Source organism: Mycobacterium sp. SMC-19 (assembly GCF_045310815.1).
Classification (GTDB): Bacteria; Actinomycetota; Actinomycetes; order Mycobacteriales; family Mycobacteriaceae; genus Mycobacterium.
Genome location: NZ_JBJIAM010000005.1, coordinates 427,395 through 444,905, shown reverse-complemented (window position 1 = coordinate 444,905; position 17,511 = coordinate 427,395). Strand labels below are relative to the sequence as shown.

19 protein-coding genes and 1 pseudogene are annotated in these 17,511 nt (G+C 67.5%); 5 read left to right on the top strand and 15 right to left on the bottom strand.

Features of this window, described 5'->3' with window-relative positions; genetic code table 11:
• Positions 1-251, top strand: a pseudogene (locus ACJH5R_RS14405) (hypothetical protein); the annotation flags it as partial.
• A gap of 13 nt (positions 252-264) precedes the next feature.
• Here ACJH5R_RS14405 and ACJH5R_RS14400 read toward each other — a convergent pair.
• A complete protein-coding gene (locus tag ACJH5R_RS14400; RefSeq protein ID WP_406759172.1) occupies positions 265-486 on the bottom strand; it encodes a hypothetical protein in 222 nt (73 codons plus the stop codon).
• Positions 487-609: 123 nt separating this feature from the next.
• On the opposite strand from ACJH5R_RS14400, the gene ACJH5R_RS14395 reads away from it, so the two are divergent.
• On the top strand, positions 610-915 hold the full coding sequence (locus ACJH5R_RS14395; protein WP_406759173.1) for a hypothetical protein: 306 nt from the start codon (positions 610-612) through the stop codon (positions 913-915).
• A 6-nt stretch (positions 916-921) separates the two neighbouring features.
• Here ACJH5R_RS14395 and ACJH5R_RS14390 read toward each other — a convergent pair whose 3' ends face one another.
• From ACJH5R_RS14390 to ACJH5R_RS14360, 7 genes are read right to left on the bottom strand one after another with little or no spacing between them, the layout of a single operon-like run.
• Positions 922-1,323, bottom strand: a complete 402-nt coding sequence (locus ACJH5R_RS14390; protein ID WP_406759226.1) for a flavodoxin family protein — start codon at positions 1,321-1,323, stop codon at positions 922-924.
• 50 nt (positions 1,324-1,373) lie between these two features.
• Positions 1,374-1,790, bottom strand: coding sequence for a hypothetical protein (locus tag ACJH5R_RS14385; RefSeq protein WP_406782219.1), 417 nt, complete (start codon positions 1,788-1,790; stop codon positions 1,374-1,376).
• A gap of 50 nt (positions 1,791-1,840) precedes the next feature.
• Complete coding sequence (dapB, locus tag ACJH5R_RS14380; RefSeq protein ID WP_406759174.1) at positions 1,841-2,578, bottom strand: 4-hydroxy-tetrahydrodipicolinate reductase; 738 nt, start codon at positions 2,576-2,578, stop codon at positions 1,841-1,843.
• Positions 2,579-2,604: 26 nt separating this feature from the next.
• Positions 2,605-3,609 carry an alpha/beta hydrolase gene (locus tag ACJH5R_RS14375; protein ID WP_406782202.1) on the bottom strand — a complete coding sequence of 335 codons (1,005 nt, stop codon included), beginning with the start codon at positions 3,607-3,609 and terminating at the stop codon, positions 2,605-2,607.
• A gap of 33 nt (positions 3,610-3,642) precedes the next feature.
• Positions 3,643-4,728, bottom strand: coding sequence for a PDR/VanB family oxidoreductase (locus ACJH5R_RS14370; protein ID WP_406759176.1), 1,086 nt, complete (start codon positions 4,726-4,728; stop codon positions 3,643-3,645).
• Between the two features lies 1 nt (position 4,729).
• The gene (locus ACJH5R_RS14365; protein WP_406759177.1) at positions 4,730-5,671 is read right to left on the bottom strand and encodes an alpha/beta fold hydrolase; all 942 of its coding nucleotides are present in this window, start codon (positions 5,669-5,671) and stop codon (positions 4,730-4,732) included.
• A gap of 36 nt (positions 5,672-5,707) precedes the next feature.
• Entirely contained in the window at positions 5,708-6,616 is a 909-nt protein-coding gene (locus ACJH5R_RS14360) for a metal-dependent hydrolase (RefSeq protein ID WP_406759178.1), read from the bottom strand.
• Between the two features lie 355 nt (positions 6,617-6,971).
• On the opposite strand from ACJH5R_RS14360, the gene ACJH5R_RS14355 reads away from it, so the two are divergent.
• Positions 6,972-7,271: a PE family protein gene (locus ACJH5R_RS14355; RefSeq protein WP_406759179.1), complete on the top strand. Its 300-nt coding sequence runs from the start codon at positions 6,972-6,974 to the stop codon at positions 7,269-7,271.
• Positions 7,272-7,287: 16 nt separating this feature from the next.
• On the top strand, positions 7,288-8,454 hold the full coding sequence (locus ACJH5R_RS14350; protein WP_406759180.1) for a PPE family protein: 1,167 nt from the start codon (positions 7,288-7,290) through the stop codon (positions 8,452-8,454).
• 33 nt (positions 8,455-8,487) lie between these two features.
• Here the strand turns inward: ACJH5R_RS14350 and ACJH5R_RS14345 are convergent, their stop codons facing one another.
• The 5 genes from ACJH5R_RS14345 to ACJH5R_RS14325 all read right to left on the bottom strand — a co-directional run bounded on the left by ACJH5R_RS14345 (position 8,488) and on the right by ACJH5R_RS14325 (position 14,757).
• The gene (locus ACJH5R_RS14345) at positions 8,488-9,513 is read right to left on the bottom strand and encodes a nitronate monooxygenase (RefSeq protein WP_406759181.1); all 1,026 of its coding nucleotides are present in this window, start codon (positions 9,511-9,513) and stop codon (positions 8,488-8,490) included.
• Between the two features lie 15 nt (positions 9,514-9,528).
• The gene (locus ACJH5R_RS14340) at positions 9,529-10,848 is read right to left on the bottom strand and encodes a M16 family metallopeptidase (protein WP_406759182.1); all 1,320 of its coding nucleotides are present in this window, start codon (positions 10,846-10,848) and stop codon (positions 9,529-9,531) included.
• Positions 10,826-13,075: a polyribonucleotide nucleotidyltransferase gene (locus tag ACJH5R_RS14335; protein WP_406759183.1), complete on the bottom strand. Its 2,250-nt coding sequence runs from the start codon at positions 13,073-13,075 to the stop codon at positions 10,826-10,828. The genes ACJH5R_RS14340 and ACJH5R_RS14335 overlap by 23 nt, the downstream gene beginning before the upstream one ends.
• Before the next feature lie 318 nt (positions 13,076-13,393).
• Positions 13,394-13,663 carry a 30S ribosomal protein S15 gene (gene rpsO / locus ACJH5R_RS14330; protein WP_406759184.1) on the bottom strand — a complete coding sequence of 90 codons (270 nt, stop codon included), beginning with the start codon at positions 13,661-13,663 and terminating at the stop codon, positions 13,394-13,396.
• 116 nt (positions 13,664-13,779) lie between these two features.
• Complete coding sequence (locus tag ACJH5R_RS14325; RefSeq protein WP_406759185.1) at positions 13,780-14,757, bottom strand: bifunctional riboflavin kinase/FAD synthetase; 978 nt, start codon at positions 14,755-14,757, stop codon at positions 13,780-13,782.
• A gap of 24 nt (positions 14,758-14,781) precedes the next feature.
• On the opposite strand from ACJH5R_RS14325, the gene mntR reads away from it, so the two are divergent.
• Positions 14,782-15,471 (top strand): manganese-binding transcriptional regulator MntR, encoded by a 690-nt coding sequence (gene mntR, locus ACJH5R_RS14320; protein WP_308483539.1) that lies wholly within the window; start codon positions 14,782-14,784, stop codon positions 15,469-15,471.
• Between the two features lie 3 nt (positions 15,472-15,474).
• On the opposite strand, the gene ACJH5R_RS14315 is transcribed toward mntR, so the two are convergent.
• Both ACJH5R_RS14315 and ACJH5R_RS14310 read right to left on the bottom strand, forming a co-directional pair.
• Positions 15,475-16,359 (bottom strand): metal-dependent hydrolase, encoded by an 885-nt coding sequence (locus tag ACJH5R_RS14315; protein WP_406759186.1) that lies wholly within the window; start codon positions 16,357-16,359, stop codon positions 15,475-15,477.
• Positions 16,360-16,439: 80 nt separating this feature from the next.
• Positions 16,440-17,477: a helix-turn-helix domain-containing protein gene (locus tag ACJH5R_RS14310; protein WP_406759187.1), complete on the bottom strand. Its 1,038-nt coding sequence runs from the start codon at positions 17,475-17,477 to the stop codon at positions 16,440-16,442.
• Positions 17,478-17,511 lie beyond the last annotated feature (34 nt).

The following is a 17,511-nucleotide window of genomic DNA, read 5'->3' as shown; positions in this document are numbered from 1 at the left end:
GCGACCGTCAGCACCCCAACGGCACCATCGAATGGACCAGCCCCACCGGCCACACCTACACCACGCAGCCCGGCAGCATGCTGCTATTCCCCGCCCTGTGCGTAGCCACCGCCGCACCAGCGGCACCACCGTCACCACCGACATCGACCGCCAACCGCGGCCTGATGATGCCTACCCGCAAGCGCACCCGCAGCCAAGACCGCGCCCACCGCATCAACAGCGAACGTGCTCTCAACAAGGCGCCACCCTGACCAGGGCGGGCAACTAGCTCTTGAAGGGCAGGATCTTGTTGAGCTGGTCGAGTTGCTTACGCAAGTCGTGGATCAGCGCGGTGCCCTTGGCGGTCTGGGCCACGGCATACATGCCGTTCTGATGCTGGGCCAGCTCGGCGATGTTCTCGTGGGCGACGCGCACGGACTCCAGCGTGCGCGCAAGCAGGTCCGTGGTGGACTCCGTCGTGGTCGCAGTGTTGTTTGCATGGGTCACGGCATCGCAGCCTATCGTCTCACGATAGGAACTGCGCGCAAACCGCGGGCATAATCTGCGACAAACATCGGCCGCGTCCGGCATAGTCACTCGACAACACGACGCGAGGAGAAGGGGTCGACCGTGAAGCGCTACCTCACCGGGGGCCTGACCACCGCGCTGGCGGCTACCGGACTGGCAGCCGGATGGCTGATCGCCTCGGCACCGACGGCCCAGGCGGGCTGCCAGGACAACCCGCTGCTGTTCTTCTCCACCGCCCAGAAGTGCGACGGTCCGGTTCAGCCCGACGGCAGCTGGCAGCGCTGCGTCATCTACTACTACGAGCCGCCGAAATCACCGCCGTCACAGCAAGACTGCCACTCGATGGGACCCGGCCGGGATTACCCACTGCACTCGTTCTACATGCCGGAGAACCACATCGACCCGTAGCGGGGCTCAGTCCATCAGCTGCGCGGCCACCGTCGCGCCAAGCTCCCAGCACGCTTCCAGCTCGGGCTTACCGGGCTTACCCGACACCACCACGTAGTCGGCCGCTTTGACCCATCCCAGGCCCGTCGTGATGGAGTCGACGGCCCGTTCGGCGCCCTCGGTTCCTTCGTTGCCGTGCAGGTAGAGGCCGAACGGCCTGCCGCGGGTCGAGTCCAGGATCGGGTAGTAACAGACGTCGAAGGCGTGCTTGAGCGCGCCGCTGATGTAGCCGAGGTTGGCCGGGCTGCCCAGCAGATAGCCGTCGGCGGCCAGCATGTCGGCCGGCGACACCTCGAGCGCGGCGCGGCGCACCACCTCGACGCCCTCGATCTGCGGGTCCGTCGCCCCGGAAAGCACCGCCTCGAACATGGCCTGGCAGAACGGCGATGGCGTGTGGTGCACCACCAACAGCGTCTTGCTCACTGCTGCGCCTGCAGCGCGACCGCGGTCTTCATCGCCTCCCGCGCGCGACGACGGTCCCCGGCGAACTCGTAGGCCCGGGCCAGCCGGTACCAGCGCCGCCAGTTGTCCGGGTCGGCATCGAGTTCGGCGCGAACCGTGTGGAACAGGGCATCGGCGGCGTCGCGTTCGATGCGTCCAGAAGGCCGCCGCGGCAAGGCGCCGGCGTCGAGTTCCATGTCGTCTTCGGTGATCAGCCGCGACAGCTTCTGGTGAGCGAATCCGTCCCGCAGGGTAGCGATCATCGCCCACAGCCCGAGGAACGGCATGATCAGCAGCGCCAGCCCCATCCCGATCGCCGCCACCGAACCGGAGGCGATCAGCAGCACCGCGATCCGGCCCAGAAACGCCAGATACATCAGCAGTGCCACACACATGAAGGCGATGAGCACCTTCACCCGGTTGGCCGGCGACACCTTGATCACGACTACTTCAGGTCGAGGAGGGGTTCGATGCCGATTGTGAGCCCGGGGTATTCGGCCACCCGGCGCACCGCCAGCAGCACCCCGGGAACAAACGAGGTCCGATCGATGCTGTCGTGCCGGATGGTCAGCGTCTCCCCCATGGTCCCGAACAGCACCTCTTGGTGGGCGACCAGCCCGGCCAACCGGATCGAATGCACCGGCACACCATCGACGTCCGCGCCGCGCGCTCCGGGCAGACCGGTGCTGGTGGCGTCGGGATTGGGCGGCAGTCCCTTTCGGGCTTCGGCGATCAGCGCGGCGGTGCGAGCGGCGGTACCCGACGGCGCATCGGCCTTCTGCGGGTGGTGCAGCTCGATGACCTCCACCGATTCGAAGTATTTTGCGGCCTGGGCCGCGAAGTGCATGGACAGCACCGCGCCGATGGCGAAGTTGGGCGCGATCAGCACCGCCGAACCGGGCTTGGCCTCGATCCAGGAACGGACCTGGGCCAGCCGCTCCTGCGTGAACCCGGTGGTGCCCACCACCGCATGGATCCCGTTGTCGATCAAGAACTTCAGGTTGTCCATCACGACTGCGGGGTGGGTGAAGTCGATCACGACCTCGGTGCCGCTGTCGGTCAACAAGCTCAGTTCGTCACCGGCGTCGACCGCCGCAGACAGGGTGAGATCTTCCGCGGCTTGCACCGCCGCCACCATCGTCGCGCCGACTTTGCCCTTGGCGCCCAGCACTGCTACCTGCATGGCTGCCACCCTAGCGGCAAGGGGCTTCAGGACACCTCTCGGCGGGTCTCGCCCGACTCACCGGGGTCGGCCAGGCGCCCGGCGACGAAGCGGACCATCAGGTCGAACGCCGCCCGACTCTCGGGCAGGAATCCGAACAGCGCCGGGAAAGCGTGCACCTGGTGTGCCCACAGCTCGAGCCGGCTGGACCGGCCCGCCGCCAGCAGCGCGTCGTGCAGCCGTTCGTTGTCGCAGCGCAGAATCTCCGACTCGGCGGCGATCAGCAGTGCCGGCGGCATGGTCTCAAGCCGGCCGTTGATCGGAGACAGCTCGCGCCGCATCGGCGTCGAGGGGCACACGTGCTCGACGAGGTCGGGCAGCGCGTCCGCGATGCCGAATGCGTCGGTGCCCATGTTCGGGTGCGTACTGCGGGCCGTTCCGTCCAGCTCCAGCAGTGCCGAGATCCCGATGACTCCGGCCGGTGCCGGCAGCCCCTCCTGCTGGGATCGGAGTGCGGTGGCGAACGTGAGAAAGCCCCCCGCGGAGTCGCCGGCGATCACCGTCTTGGCCGGGTCGGCCCCCTGTTCCAGCAGCCAGCGGTAGGCGCCGACGCAGTCTTCCACCGAGCCGTCCACGCTCACGTCGGGGAATTGCCGGTAGTCGACGTGCACGACCGGCAGCCGGGTGCGTCGGGCCAGGGTCGCCACGACATGCAGGTGGGTGTCCAGACCGCCGGTGAAGAACCCGCCGCCGTGAAAGTACAAGATGGCGCCGTCGCTCAGCGGGGCGACGCAGTCTGCCCTGCGGACGATCTCGACCGGAACACCCGTCGCGAGATCGCGGGTGAAGCGGATCCGAAAGTACGGGCGCAGCCGTTGCAGGCGGGCGACGGTGTTGGTGCGCCGGCCCAACTGCGCCAACATTCCGGGCATGGCCTCGGGGCCCCCACGGCGACTGACCCACCGCACCAACCGCGGCATTACCGCCGAGAAGACGGCGTAGATGATTCTGGCCCGCAAACTCCCGCGATGAATCTCAGCCTCACCAGACATCCGAGCATCCTATCTGCAGCGATACGCCTCGATTCAGGCGTCGATGACGATGCGTCCGCCGTTGGCCCGCGACACGCAGACCAGCATCTCGTCGCCGCCCTCGGCGGTGCGTCCGCGCCGGTCGACGTCGCCGGAGACCACCTTGACCTTGCAGGTGCCACAGAACCCCTGCCGGCACGAGTGTGCGGCCGTCGGATCGGCGTCGAGCATCACGTCCAGCGCCGAGCGGTCCGCGGGAATCGCCAGGACGCGCCGGGATCGAGCCAGCTCCAACTCGAAGGGCACCCCGTCGACCACCGGCGGCGGACTGAACCGCTCATAGTGCAGCGGGGCTTTGATATTCGAGGCGTGTTCGTTGCGGGTGACGCGCACCGCTTCGAGCATCGCGCTCGGGCCGCACACGTACACCGCGGTCTGCGGGCCGGCGCCGGCCAGCAGCTCCTCGGTGCCGGCGAAGCGCCCGTGCTCGTCGTCGGCCCACACCGTGACCCGCGCGGGATCCACGGCCAGCACCTCGTCGAGCAATGGCATGTCCGCCCGACTGCGCCCGGCATAGACCGCGCGCCAATCGATTCCGCGCTGGGCGGCCTCGCGCAGCATCGGCAGCATTGGGGTGACGCCGATTCCGCCGATGACGAACAGCACCTCGCTTTCCCCGGTGCCCAGGTAGAACGCATTGCGCGGACCTTCGAACAGCAACGTGTCGCCCTCGGCGTAACTCTCGTGCATCTCGACCGAGCCGCCGCCCCCATCGTCGAGCCGGCGTACCGCGATGCGGTACTCGGTGCGACGCCCCGGCACGCCGCACAGCGAGTACTGCCGGCGCCGGCCCGAGGGCAGCTGCACGTCGATGTGACCGCCCGGCGTCCACGACGGCAACAGTCCGCCGTCGGGGTCCGCCAGGGTGAGGGCCACCACGTCGCTGGTCAACATCTCCCGCTTGGTGACGACGGCCGCGATCGTCCGTGACACCGGGGCCACCCGGGACGGCTTCCATCGCGAAAGCGCGGCCATTCCGCCGAATACGGTGATCGCTCCCCAGAGCGCGTTGAACAGCCGGTCATGCTTTCGCCGGCCGTAGAGGTCGGCGGGGCGAGACCTCCAGATCTCCTGCGTCATATCAGGCCGGCCGCACGTCATCGCCGGGTTCACCGGCCACGCTGTGTTGCACCCACTCGTCGGTGAGCCGAGCGATCACGTCGGGGCGATCGGTCACCACCCAGTGGCCGCCGTCGATGTCGAGCACCCGGTGGTTGGCCGGGATGGATCCGGTGTAGCGCTGCAGGGCCGGACTGACGAACAGGTCCAGGCGAGGCGCGAGCACCTGCACCGCGACATCGGTGGCGGGCAGCGGTCGCGCCGGCTTCAGAAACGGTCCCGGCATGTTCGCGCGGTACAGGTTGAGCCCGTTGACGTAGTCGTTCTCCCCCCGGGGCATATCCGGCTGGGCGGTGCCCGAACGACCGATACGGTCAAGCCAGCCCAGGACTCGAACGCCCAGACCGGACCGGAAAGCCGCCTCGGGAACCCGCGGGGTCAAGAACAGCCAGATGTAGCTCGACTCCAGCAGCTGCCTGACCACATCGCCGAGCGTCCGCAGGTTGCGCGCCGAGCGCAGGAATCTGCCGGCGTAGTCCAAGTGAGGACCCGAAATCGACGTGTAGGAGCCGACTTTGGCCGCCACGGCCGGGTCGGTGATGGCTGCCCAGCCCTGGATCGAACCCCAGTCGTGCCCCAGTAGGTGAACCCTGTCCACGCCCAATTTGCCCAGGTGCTCGATCACCGCGGCGACGTCGGCGATCAGGTGCGGGAATCGGTAGCCGGACTTCTCAGCCGGCGCCGAGGACGTCCCCGCACCACGTACGTCGTAGGCGACGACGTTGTAGCGGCCCGGGTTCTGCTCGGTGAGCTCACGAGCCACCCCGTCCCAGACATGGTGATTGTCGGGGTAGCCGTGGATCGCCAGGATGGTCGTCCGCTGTGGGTCCAGATCGGTGTACGCGTGCACCGCAAGGGTCACACCGTCGGCCGACGTCACGGTGGTGGTGGTCGGGGTAGTCATGGACTGCACTCCTCGTTGTTCGCCCGCGGGTTGGGGTCAGTGCGTGGCGCGGGCGGCGGGCGACACGGCCAAGTAGTTGACCGCCTTTTCCACGCCGCCGAGTTGCGCCGGGTGGAAGCCGGGACGGTAGTACGAGGCGATCGCGGGCAGGAATTCGAACGGCGAGGGCACCAGCCCGCGGCGCGCCGCGATGAACCAGTCCCGCCAGCGCGGCTTGGCTCCGGCCGGCAGTTGCGGGTCCACCTTGTACATGAACCGCAGGCCGCGCACCCACAACAGCAGCATCAGGGGTGTGACGGCCAACTGGGTACGGACCTGCCGGAAGAACCCGGCTCGCAGGTGCTTCATGACGTCGAAGGCGACAGCCTTGTGCTCAACCTCTTCGGCGCCGTGCCAGCGCAGCATGTCCAGCATCGCCGGATGGGTGCCGACCTCGTCCAACGCGGGGCTTTCCAGGACCCACTCTCCGAGAATCGCCGTGTAGTGCTCGACGGCGGACACCAGAGCCACCCGTTCCAGCAGCCAGCGCTGCTGACGGCGCTCACTCCAGGTCGGCCGGTCGCCGAGCAGTTTGTCGAACAGCCACTTGATCTGGCCGGTGAACGGCGACATGTCGACGCCGCGGGCGGCCAAGTGGTCGACAACGGCGGTGTGCGCCTGGGAGTGGGTGGCCTCCTGGCCGATGAAGCCCTGGACGTCGAGCCGCAGCTGGTCGTCCTTGATCAGCGGTAACGCCTGCTTGAACACCTCGACGAAGAACTCCTCGCCGGCCGGCAGCAGCAGGTGCAGCACATTGCAGAAGTGGGTGACGAAGGGCTCGCCCGGCACGTAGTGCACCGGCAGGTCCGACATGTCGAACCCGACGTCGCGGGCTTGCAGGACGATGCGCTCGTGATCCAGTGACCCGTCATGCGGGCCGGCGGCGCTGTCATCGACCTTGAGCATGGCGAACCTCCCACGGGTTTTACAAAACCCTATCAATTGTCTTCGCAATGGACAGATAGCCCGGTGGGGTATAACGATACCATCGGTACTGCCTAAACCGGATTGTGACCGTCGCCACTGTCCTGCCGCGCCGGCCGGTCGCGACGCGCAGCGCGCAGCGCCGTCAAATCAGCCAATTTCGCGCCGTTGTGTAAACGTTTCGCTGCGAACGTTAAGAGGCTGTTAACCAGCTTGGATACCGGCAGGGCTGTCAGGAAATCTGGAGGATGTTCCCAGCAAAACGTTGCGCAACAGGGTCCGACTCCGAAAGAAGCCGGCCCTTTTTGTTGCCGCCGTCATTTTCAAGGAGAGGCCTTTGTCGTTCGTCAATGCACATCCTGAGACCCTGACCACCGCTGCCGACACCCTGTCGAGCACCGGCTTGGCGCTCGCGGCCCAAAACGAGGCCGCGCACATCGTGACCACCGCAGTGGTTCCCCCGTCCGCCGACGAGGTGTCGGCCATGCTGGCTGCCCGGTTCGCCGTTCAGGCGCAGCTGTACCACCAGGTCAGCACCCAAGCCAGCGCCATTCACGAGATGTTCGTCGCCACCCTCAACACCAGTGCGAACACCTACGCGGCCGCCGAGGCCGCCAACGTGATCGCGGCCGGATAAGAGAGTAGGCACAGCAATGGATTTCGCAGCACTACCACCGGAAATCAACTCCGGACGCATGTACGCCGGCCCTGGTTCAGGGTCGCTGCTGGCCGCCTCGGCGGCCTGGGACGAGCTGGCCGTCGACCTGCATTCCGCGGCGTCGAGCTACCGCGCGGTCGTCACCGAGCTGACCAGTGGCCCGTGGTTGGGCGTGTCATCAACGAAGATGGCGGCGGCAGCCGCACCGTATGCCACCTGGCTCACCGCCACAGCCGAGCAGGCGGAGCTCACCAGCACCCAGGCCAAGGCCGCCGCTACGGCCCACTCGAGCGCGTTCGCCATGACAATTCCCCCGCCCTTGATCGCTGCCAACCGCGCACAGTTGGCCACGCTGGTCGCAACGAACTTCTTCGGGCAGAACGCCCCGGCCATTGCGGCCACCGAAGCCCAATACGCCGAGATGTGGGCCCAGGACGCAGCCGCGATGTACTCCTACAGCGCTGCCGCGCAGGCCGCAGCACAGATGGTGCCGTTCACCACGCCGCCGCAGACGGCCAACCCCGGCGGCATTGCGGCGCAGGAGGCGGCGACCGCCGAGGTGACTGCGGCCGCGGCCGGCCAAGCCGCCACCAACCTGGCGATGGAGGCGTTGCCGGGTGCACTGGCGGGCTCAGCCGAAGCGGGGGCGCTCAACCTTCCGCCGATCTTTGGCGATCTGGCGACGTTGGGTGCGGCTCCGGTCTCAACCATGATGAGCGCCGCCATCATTGCCGCGTTCATACCCGAGTACCTCATTGCCGGCGCGGCACTCCCGTCGCCGTTCGGCCTGGAGGCGGCAGCTCCCGCTGCCATCGCGGCGGGTCTGCCCTTGGGCCTGACACCAACGCTGGGCAGTGCCGGCCTGGCGTCGGCAACGTCGGCAGCATCGGCCGGAGTTGGCAACGCGGCCTCCGTCAGCGGCTTGTCGGTACCCAAGGCGTGGGCCACCGCAGCGCCGGAAATGCGCTTGGCCGCAGCCGAATTCGCGGCGCCCGCGCTGGCCACCGCAGGCGCGCCGATGATGGGTGGCTCGCCGCTGCTGTGCGCTCCGCCGCTGATGGGGTTGGGTCCGCGTGGCAGTGCTGCAGCGCGAGCCAAGGACGACCAGAACGAAGAGGCCAAGCGCAAAGCAGCCAAGGGGCGACGGTCGTCCATGTGGTGAGGCGCTTCCGGCCGTCGACGATCCCCGCAGGGATCAACCCGACGCCAAGTCGGCGATGATGTCGGCGGCCGGAGCCGATCGGGCGGTCCGATAGGCGGTCCCAGCCCACAAGCTCGTCCCATGCGGGTCGTCCACGGCCACCGCCGCCGCCCGGATCGGGGCGGTCATGTGGTTGATCTCCGGGTATCCCACCGGCGCCACATCTTCGAAGGCGCGGGTGAAGTCGTTCTCCAGGCCGCGTGCGTAACGGCCGGAGAAGGCGCACGTCACCGTGGTGTTGGTGAATTCCGGGTTGGTCAGCGCCGCCCGGTGCGTCGGGTTGGTCCCGGCTTCGTGCGCCAGCAGCAGCGCGGTACCGACCTGGGCCGCGACCACACCACCGCCCAGCACCCCGGCTACGTCGGCCGCGGTGCCGAGCCCACCCGCCGCCACCAACGGGACATGGCCGTGGGCGTGGGCGATCTCCGCCAGCACATGCTCCAGGGAGTCGGTGCCCGGGTGCACGTCCGGCGCAAAGGTGCCCCGATGTCCACCGGCCTTGGGGCCCTGCACCACCAGCGCCTCGGCCCCATGTCCCAGCGCGACCCCGGCCTCGTAGGCAGACGTCACCGTGACCATCGTCAGGATCCGCAACGCCCGCAACGCCGCTATGTCGTCGGGCGACGGCGTCCCGAACGTGAACGACACCACCGTGGGCCGCAGGTCGGCAATCACCTCGAGCTTCTCCGGCCAGCAGTCGTCGTCGCCGAAGCGGGGCCGGCCCAGCTCTACGCCGTAATGTTCGGCCAGCGTATCCAGCAGGTCGGCGTATTCGTCGAGCAACACCACATCCGCGCCGCTGGGTTGGGGCACAAACAGATTGACACCGATCGGGCCGCTGGTGGCCGCGCGCGCGGCGGTGATCTCGTCGGCCAGCTGTTCGGCAGTGCGATAGCCTCCCGCGACGAACCCGAGTCCGCCGGCCTCCGACACCGCGGCCGCCAGCGCCGGTGTGCTGGGACCGCCTGCCATCGGCGCGCCGACCAGTGGGACAGTGAGTTCGGAGAAGCTGAACGCCATTGCTCTAGCCTGCCATCAACCGGCAAGCGCCCGCAGACGGGTTGGCAGCGCCCCTTTCGAGCGGTAGGGACCCAGTACGGCGACGCCGTAGGGCTGGCACAACAGCTGACGGGCCACCGCGTTGACCTCATCGACGGTCACCGCGGACAATTCCCGCAGGGTGCGCGCGATGGGCCGATGCCGGCCGTAGTTCAACTCGGTACGGCCCAGCCGGTTCATCCGGGACCCGGAATCCTCCAGGCCCAGCACCAATCCCCCGCGCAATGACCCCTTGGCGATCCGGCACTCGTCGGCGGTGATTCCCTCGCGCGCCACCGAGTCGAGCACCTCGGCGGTCACTTCCGCCACCTCGGCGAACCGGTCCGGCTGGCATGCGGTGTACACCGACAGTGCGCCGGCGTCGGCGAAGGTGTCCACCGACGAGTAGATCGAGTACGCCAGGCCGCGGGTCTCCCGAACCTGTTGGAACAGCCGGGAACTCAGGCCGCCGCCCAGAGCGGTGTTGAGCACCGCCAGCGCCTGACGGTGCTGCCAATATCGTCCCGGCGCACGTACCCCTAAAGACATGTGCGTCTGGTCCGCGTCGCGGTTGACCACGGTCAGCCCGGGCTTGCCCGGGACCCGGGTGGTGCCGCGCCGCGGCTCGGCGGGCTTCTCACCACGAATCAGGCGGTGCCCGAAGTGTTCTCGCACCAGCGCCACCACCGTGTCATGGTCGATGTTGCCGGCAACGGCGACCACCATGCGCTCCGGTGTGTAGCGGCGCTGGTGGAACGACCGCAGCTGTGCGCGAGTCATCGACGACACCGAGTCGACATTGCCGATCACCGGCCGCCCGATTGGATGGTCGCCGAACAGCGTCGACAAGAACACATCGCCCAGCGCGTCCTCGGGATCGTCGTCGCGCATCGCGAGTTCCTCGAGAACCACATCGCGTTCGAGGTCGACATCGGCAGCCGCGCAGGACCCGTTGAGCACCACGTCGCTCACCAGCGCGACGGCCAGCTCCAGGTCGGTGTCGAGCACATGGGCGTAATAGCAGGTGTGCTCTTTGCCGGTGAAGGCGTTCAGCTCGCCCCCGACGGCGTCCATCGCCTGGGCGATGCCGGCCGCCGTGCGGGTCGGGGTCGCCTTGAACAGCAGGTGTTCCAGGAAGTGCGCCGCCCCGGCCACCGTGGCGCCCTCGTCGCGAGATCCGACGCCGACCCAGACGCCCACCGACGCCGAACGAACTGCGGGAAGGTATTCAGTGACTACCCGCAGCCCGCCCGGCAGGGTGGTGCGTCGCAGTGTGGCGCGTGGCGCCGCTATGTCAGCTTTCGGTAGCCGCGGCATCGGCAGACTCAGCGGGCCCCGCCTCTGGGGTCGACTCGTCCACGGGCACCAGCGAGATCTTGCCGCGGTTGTCGATGTCGGCGATCTCCACGCGCAGCTTGTCGCCGACCTTCACCACGTCCTCGACCTTGGCCACCCGCTTGCCCTTGCCGAGCTTGGAGATGTGCACCAGGCCGTCGCGGCCCGGCAGCAGCGACACGAATGCGCCGAAGTCGGTGGTCTTGACCACGGTGCCCAGGAACCGCTCGCCGATCTTCGGCAGCTGCGGGTTGGCGATCGCGTTGATCTTGTCGATCGCCGCCTGCGCCGACGGGCCGTCGGTGGCCCCGACGAACACGGTGCCGTCGTCCTCGATCGAGATCTGAGCGCCGGTCTCCTCGGTGATCGAGTTGATCATCTTGCCCTTGGGCCCGATGACCTCGCCGATCTTGTCCACCGGAACCTTGATGGTGGTGACTCGCGGCGCGTAGGGGCTCATCTCGTCGGGCTCGTCGATGGCCTCGGCCATCACATCCAGGATGGTCATCCGGGCGTCCTTGGCCTGCGCGAGAGCACCCGCCAGGACGGACGAAGGGATGCCGTCCAGCTTGGTGTCCAGCTGCAGCGCGGTGACGAAGTCCTTGGTGCCGGCGACCTTGAAGTCCATGTCGCCGAACGCGTCCTCGGCGCCCAGGATGTCGGTGAGCGCGACGAAGCGACGCTCGGTCTTACCGTCCACCTCGACATCATCGGAGACCAGGCCCATCGCGATACCGGCGACCGGAGCCTTCAGCGGCACACCGGCGTTGAGCAACGCCAGCGTGGACGCACAGACCGAACCCATCGAGGTGGATCCGTTGGAGCTCAGGGCTTCCGACACCTGCCGGATGGCGTACGGGAATTCCTCGACGCTGGGCAGCACCGGGACCAGGGCCCGCTCGGCCAGCGCGCCGTGGCCGATCTCGCGGCGCTTGGGCGAACCGACCCGGCCGGTCTCACCGGTCGAGTACGGCGGGAAGTTGTAGTGGTGCATGTAGCGCTTGGACTTCTCCGGACCGAGCGAGTCGATCTGCTGCGCCATCTTCATCATGTCCAGCGTGGTCACGCCCATGATCTGGGTCTCGCCACGCTCGAACAGCGCGCTGCCGTGCGCCCGCGGGATCACCGCGACCTCGGCCGACAGCGCCCGAATGTCGGTGATGCCACGGCCGTCGATGCGGAAGTGGTCGGTCAGGATGCGCTGACGCACCAGCTTCTTCGTCAGGCTCCGGTAGGCCGCGCTGATCTCCTTCTCGCGACCCTCGTAGGTCTCGGCGAGGCGCTCGATGACCTCGGCCTTGATCTCTTCGGTGCGCTCGTCACGCTCGGCCTTGCCCGCGATGGTCAGCGCCTTCGCCAGCTCGTCGGTCGCGACCGACGCCACCGAGTAGTAGACGTCGTCACCGTAAGGCGGGAACAGCGGGTAGTCGGCGGTCGGGCGGGCGGCCGCGGCGCCGAGCTCCTGCTGGGCCTTGCACAGCGCCGCGATGAACGGCTTGGCCGCCTCCAGGCCCTCGGCCACCACGGTCTCGGTCGGCGCCTGTGCGCCGGATTCGATCAGCTCGATGACGTTCTCGGTGGCCTCGGCCTCGACCATCATGATCGCGACGTCACCGTCGTCGAGGAGGCGGCCCGCCAGCACCATGTCGAAGGCCGCGCCCTCGAGCTGTTCGACGGTGGGGAACGCCACCCAGGTGCCGTTGATCAGCGCCACCCGCGCCGCACCGACCGGGCCGGAGAACGGCAGGCCGGCGAGCTGGGTGGAGGCCGAGGCGGCATTGATCGCCACCACGTCGTACAGGTCGTTCGGGTTCAGGCTCAGCACGGTCACCACGACCTGAACCTCGTTGCGCAGGCCGTCGACGAACGACGGGCGCAGCGGGCGGTCGGTGAGGCGGCAGGTCAGGATCGCGTCGGTCGACGGCCGGCCTTCGCGGCGGAAGAACGAGCCGGGGATACGGCCGGCCGCATACATCCGCTCCTCGACGTCGACGGTGAGCGGGAAGAAGTCGAAGTGGTCCTTGGGAGCCTTGCTGGCGGTGGTCGCCGACAGCAGCATGGTTTCGTCGTCGAGGTAGGCGACGACACTGCCGGCGGCCTGCTGGGCCAGCCGGCCGGTCTCGAAGCGGATGGTGCGCTTGCCGAAGCTGCCGTTGTCGATGACAGCGGTGGTCTCGAATACGCCTTCTTCAATTTCAATTGCAGACATAAAAGCCCGTACGGCCTTTCCTGGTTTGTTCAACTGTTTCGCAACGTCGGACGTGCGTCAGTGATGGACCTGGATGCGGCTACGGTCGTCGATCGAAGCGGCCGGATCCTGGCTTACGTACTGTCAAAGCACTCCTCAGGCCCGGCTGCCACTACCGAAGACCGCCCGACTCAGGTCTGGCTGATCGCAGGAACGTGTCCCGTCGTGACGTGCCGGAGTGGCGCACGCGGATGCGGGGGCCACACCGATGCCCGGGCCTGGGCGGCCCGGGACGGCCTCACTCTACACGGAGGCGACTGACGCCGGCCCGATTCGTCGTCAGCGACGCAGGCCGAGACGCTCGATGAGCGAGCGGTAGCGCGCCACATCGGTCGCGGTCAGGTACTTGAGCAGACGGCGACGACGACCGACCAGCAGCAGCAGGCCGCGGCGGGAGTGGTGGTCGTGCTTGTGCTGCTTGAGGTGTTCGGTGAGGTCGACGATCCGCTTGGTCAGCAGGGCGACCTGAGCTTCGGGCGAGCCGGTGTCGGTCTCGTGCAGGCCGTAGCTGGCCAGGATCTCTTTTTTCTGCTCGACGGTCAGCGCCACGAAGAATCTCCATCAATCGGTCCCGCGAATATCAAGTCGGCGGCCACCGCGGACTGCAGCACGCCGAGGGGCGAGTCTAGCAGCGCCCTGGGCGCCCTTCCCAATCGCGCGGGTGGTCAGTCACCCGAGAGCAGGCCGCGGGTCTTCTCGACGTCGGTGTTCATCACCGCCACCAGGTCCGCCACGGAGTCGAACTTCTCCTGGCCCCGGATCCGACTGACGAAGTCCACGGCCACGCGCTGCCCGTACAAGTCTGCGGTTTCGTCGATCACGAACGCCTCCACGGTGCGGGCCCGTCCGGAAAACGTCGGGTTGGTGCCCACCGACACCGCGGCCCGACAACGCTGACCGGCGACGACGGTGCCGGGCACCTGGCCGTGTCCCAACACGGTGAACCACGCGGCGTACACCCCGTCGGCCGGAATCGCCGCAAAGGCCGACGGCGCCACGTTGGCGGTCGGGAAGCCGAGGCCGCGCCCACGGCCGTCACCGCGCACCACCAGTCCCTCGACCCGGTGCGGCCGGCCCAGCGCCTCGGCCGCCGCGGACACATCGCCGGCGTCCACACAGGACCGGATGTAGGTCGAGGAGAAGGTGACCGACTGGACGGCGTCGGCGCGCTCAGCCACCAGCGACACCGATTCGACCCCGAACCCGAACTGCTCACCGGCCCGGCGCAGGGTCTCGACGTTGCCGGCCGCCTTGCGGCCGAAGGTGAAGTTCTCCCCCACCACCACTTCCACCACGTGCAGGTGCTCGACCAGCAGTTGGTGGATGTAACGGTCCGGGGTGAGCTTCATGAATTCGGGCGTGAACGGAATCACCAGGAACACGTCGATGCCGAACTGCTCGACCAGCTCGGCGCGCCGCGCCAGCGTGGTGAGCTGCGCGGGATGGTTGCCGGGGTAGACGACCTCCATCGGATGCGGATCGAAGGTCATCAGCACCGTCGGCACGCCGCGCGCCTGGCCGGCCTTCACCGCATGGGTGATCAGTTCCGCATGTCCACGATGCACACCGTCGAACACGCCGATGGTGAGCACGCACCTGCCCCAGTCTGTGGGGATCTCATCCTGCCCCCGCCACCGCTGCACCAGGACAGCCTAAACTGTCGTGTTGTGAGCCCTTGGGAGCAGTCGGACGGGCTGAGTAGCGTCGCCCAGGACTATCTGAAAGTCATCTGGACCGCCCAGGAATGGTCACCCGACAAGGTCAGCACCAAGATGCTGGCGGAGAAGATCGGCGTGTCCGCCAGCACCGCCTCGGAGTCGATCCGCAAACTCGCCGACGCCGGCTTGGTGGACCATGAGAAGTACGGTGCGGTGACGCTGACCGATGAAGGGCGCCGGGCAGCGTTGGCGATGGTGCGCCGGCACCGGCTGATCGAGACCTTCCTGGTGTGTGAACTCGGCTATGGCTGGGACGAGGTGCACGACGAGGCCGAAGTCCTCGAGCACGCGGTGTCCGACCGGCTGATCGCGCGCATCGACGCCAAGCTGGGCTTCCCGCAGCGCGACCCGCACGGCGACCCGATCCCGGCACCGGACGGGCAGGTGCCCACTCCCCCCGCCCGGCAACTGTGGGCATGCGCCGACGGCGAGACCGGCACGGTGGCACGCATCTCCGACAACGATCCGGAGATGCTGCGCTACTTCGCCCAAGTGGGCATCAGCCTGGACGCCCGTTTACGGGTGCTGACTCGCCGCGACTTCGCCGGAATCATCTCGGTGGGCGTCGAAGGATCCGACGGCGAGCAGGTCACTATCGACCTGGGAAGTCCTGCCGCCCAGGCGATCTGGGTGGTCTAGCCACTACTTCACGTGGCCGGCCAGCTGACCTTCAGCCCCGAAGAGTTCCTGCTGCCAGTAGGTGATGAGTTCGGCGGTGTCGATCTGGTCGGGATGAAAATCCCGCCGCTTGAACGGCCGCATGTCGGAGTAGAAGCCCTGCCACATCGGGTTGCGCAGCATCTGCACCGTCTCCTTGAGGATCCGGAACGGTTGGCGGCGGCCCTCGACATCGGTGGTGGCAATCGAGAGCCAGGAGAACAGCACCAGAATCGGGATTCCACAGTTCTGCGCGAAGCGCATCCATCGGATGCGCGTCGACTCCGGAACGCCCACCGCCCGGTACACGTCGAACGCGACCGACTTGTGCTCCAGCTCTTCGAGCGCATGCCAGTTCAGCAGATTGCGGATCTCAGGGTCATACATCATCGCCTGGACCGCCGGGCGTTTGAGGATGTTCTCCGCCCACACCGCGGTGAAATGTTCTGCAGCCACTGTGAATCCGAGGAAGAAGTGGCGAAGGCGGGGCAGCCGGTCCGGGCTGGGGTACTGCTTGTCGAGGAACTTCTCCATGCGCTCGGTGCCGCTCAGCAGATACTCGAACCATGCGGTGGGATATCCCATGGCCGAGAGCTGCTCATTGAGCTCACGATGCTGCAGTCCGTGCGTCTTCTCCTGCCCGATGAAGCCGGCGACGCGCTTGGCCAACTCGGGGTCGGCAAGCTGGCCGGAGTAGCGGCGCACCGAGCGCACGAAGATGTCCTCGCCGGGTGGGAAGATCGCCGACAAGATGGCTACCAGATGGCTGAACACGATGCTGCCGTCGGCGAAATACCGGTTGCCGTCGGGCTGTTCACCGAACCCGAAGTTCAGGCGTCGGACGGCCGGGTATGTCATCACGTTCGTCATGGCAACGACGCTAGGTCCGCCTGCCGGCCGGCGGAATGGGCGAGCCGGACAAGAATTTGATGTTTTCGGACAGCTGGCCGTCAGGGCCGGCGGCCCCGGTGCTTGCTGGGCGGCGTACCGACCCAACGGATGAAGGCACGACTGAAGGCGGCCGTCTCCGAATACCCCAGTTGACGGGCCGTTTCTTCGACGGTGAGGCCCGATTCGAGCATGGCTAGCGCAAGGGTCACCCGCACCTCATCGACCAGCGCGCGGTAGCTGGTGTGCTCGCCGACCAAGCGGCGATGCAGTGTGCGCTCGGTGATGCACAGTTCGTCGGCGATCACCGCCATCGACGGCAGCACGCCGGGGTCCCGGACCAGCCGGGAGCGCACTTGCGCGGCGATTCCGCGACGGCTCCGACGCGTCTGCAAGAGCTCTTCGCACTGCTTCGCACATACCTGCGCCGCGGCGGTGTCGGCCGCGGGCATCGGAAGCGCCAGCAGTTCGAACGGCAAGGTGATCGCGCTGCGTGTCGCGGCCAGATCGACTTCAATTGTCACCCAGGGGAACTCAAGACGTTCGATGGGAAAGTCAATTCCGGGCAGCTCGACCTTGATCGGCGCATCCGAGCTCAGCTGGCCGATCAGTAGCGGCACCATGCTGGTCAGCGCGAACAGATCACGTTCGAGCATGAAGCTGCGGACGTCGGCGGGAACGGCGCTGTTGTCGAACTCGAGCACTGCGCCGTCGGGGGTGTCGTGGCGACTCAGCCGCAGAAAGGTTGACGACAACGTCGCGTAACGACAGGCCGTGTTGACCGCATCGCCCAAGGTCGGGCTTGCCAGCAGCGCATAGCCGAGCACGCCGGTGTTGGCGAAGTTGTACTGCAGACCGACGTCACGCGCGAACTCGTGTGGATCTTTCACGCGGCCAAGAATGTTCCGCAGGATCGCGAGTTCCTGCCCTGCTTGGACCTCGTTCGCGCTGTCGTCGATGTCGGTCAGCGTGACGCCGGTGCCGGCAAGGCAGTCTGCCGCATCGATGCCATGTAGGCGGGCGGCCTCCAGAAGATGCCGACAAGTGGCCACCGGCCGCGGAATGTCCCAATCCGCCTGCGCGGCATCGCCGATCGACACATGTCCGAATCTATCAAATTTGTGTCGGCATGCA

What these genes read in the sequence shown, in the direction of transcription:
- ACJH5R_RS14385 (WP_406782219.1), bottom strand. Translation starts at nt 1,790, where the DNA reads ATGTGTGTGGCACTGCTGATGTATCTGGCGTTTCTGGGCCGGATCGCG.
- ACJH5R_RS14345 (WP_406759181.1), bottom strand. Translation starts at nt 9,513, where the DNA reads ATGGCGTTCAGCTTCTCCGAACTCACTGTCCCACTGGTCGGCGCGCCG.
- ACJH5R_RS14360 (WP_406759178.1), bottom strand. Translation starts at nt 6,616, where the DNA reads ATGCTCAAGGTCGATGACAGCGCCGCCGGCCCGCATGACGGGTCACTG.
- ACJH5R_RS14375 (WP_406782202.1), bottom strand. Translation starts at nt 3,609, where the DNA reads ATGTCTGGTGAGGCTGAGATTCATCGCGGGAGTTTGCGGGCCAGAATC.
- ACJH5R_RS14350 (WP_406759180.1), top strand. Translation starts at nt 7,288, where the DNA reads ATGGATTTCGCAGCACTACCACCGGAAATCAACTCCGGACGCATGTAC.
- ACJH5R_RS14335 (WP_406759183.1), bottom strand. Translation starts at nt 13,075, where the DNA reads ATGTCTGCAATTGAAATTGAAGAAGGCGTATTCGAGACCACCGCTGTC.
- dapB (WP_406759174.1), bottom strand. Translation starts at nt 2,578, where the DNA reads ATGCAGGTAGCAGTGCTGGGCGCCAAGGGCAAAGTCGGCGCGACGATG.
- ACJH5R_RS14340 (WP_406759182.1), bottom strand. Translation starts at nt 10,848, where the DNA reads ATGCCGCGGCTACCGAAAGCTGACATAGCGGCGCCACGCGCCACACTG.
- ACJH5R_RS14370 (WP_406759176.1), bottom strand. Translation starts at nt 4,728, where the DNA reads ATGACGCAGGAGATCTGGAGGTCTCGCCCCGCCGACCTCTACGGCCGG.
- ACJH5R_RS14390 (WP_406759226.1), bottom strand. Translation starts at nt 1,323, where the DNA reads ATGTTCGAGGCGGTGCTTTCCGGGGCGACGGACCCGCAGATCGAGGGC.
- ACJH5R_RS14315 (WP_406759186.1), bottom strand. Translation starts at nt 16,359, where the DNA reads ATGACGAACGTGATGACATACCCGGCCGTCCGACGCCTGAACTTCGGG.
- ACJH5R_RS14365 (WP_406759177.1), bottom strand. Translation starts at nt 5,671, where the DNA reads ATGACTACCCCGACCACCACCACCGTGACGTCGGCCGACGGTGTGACC.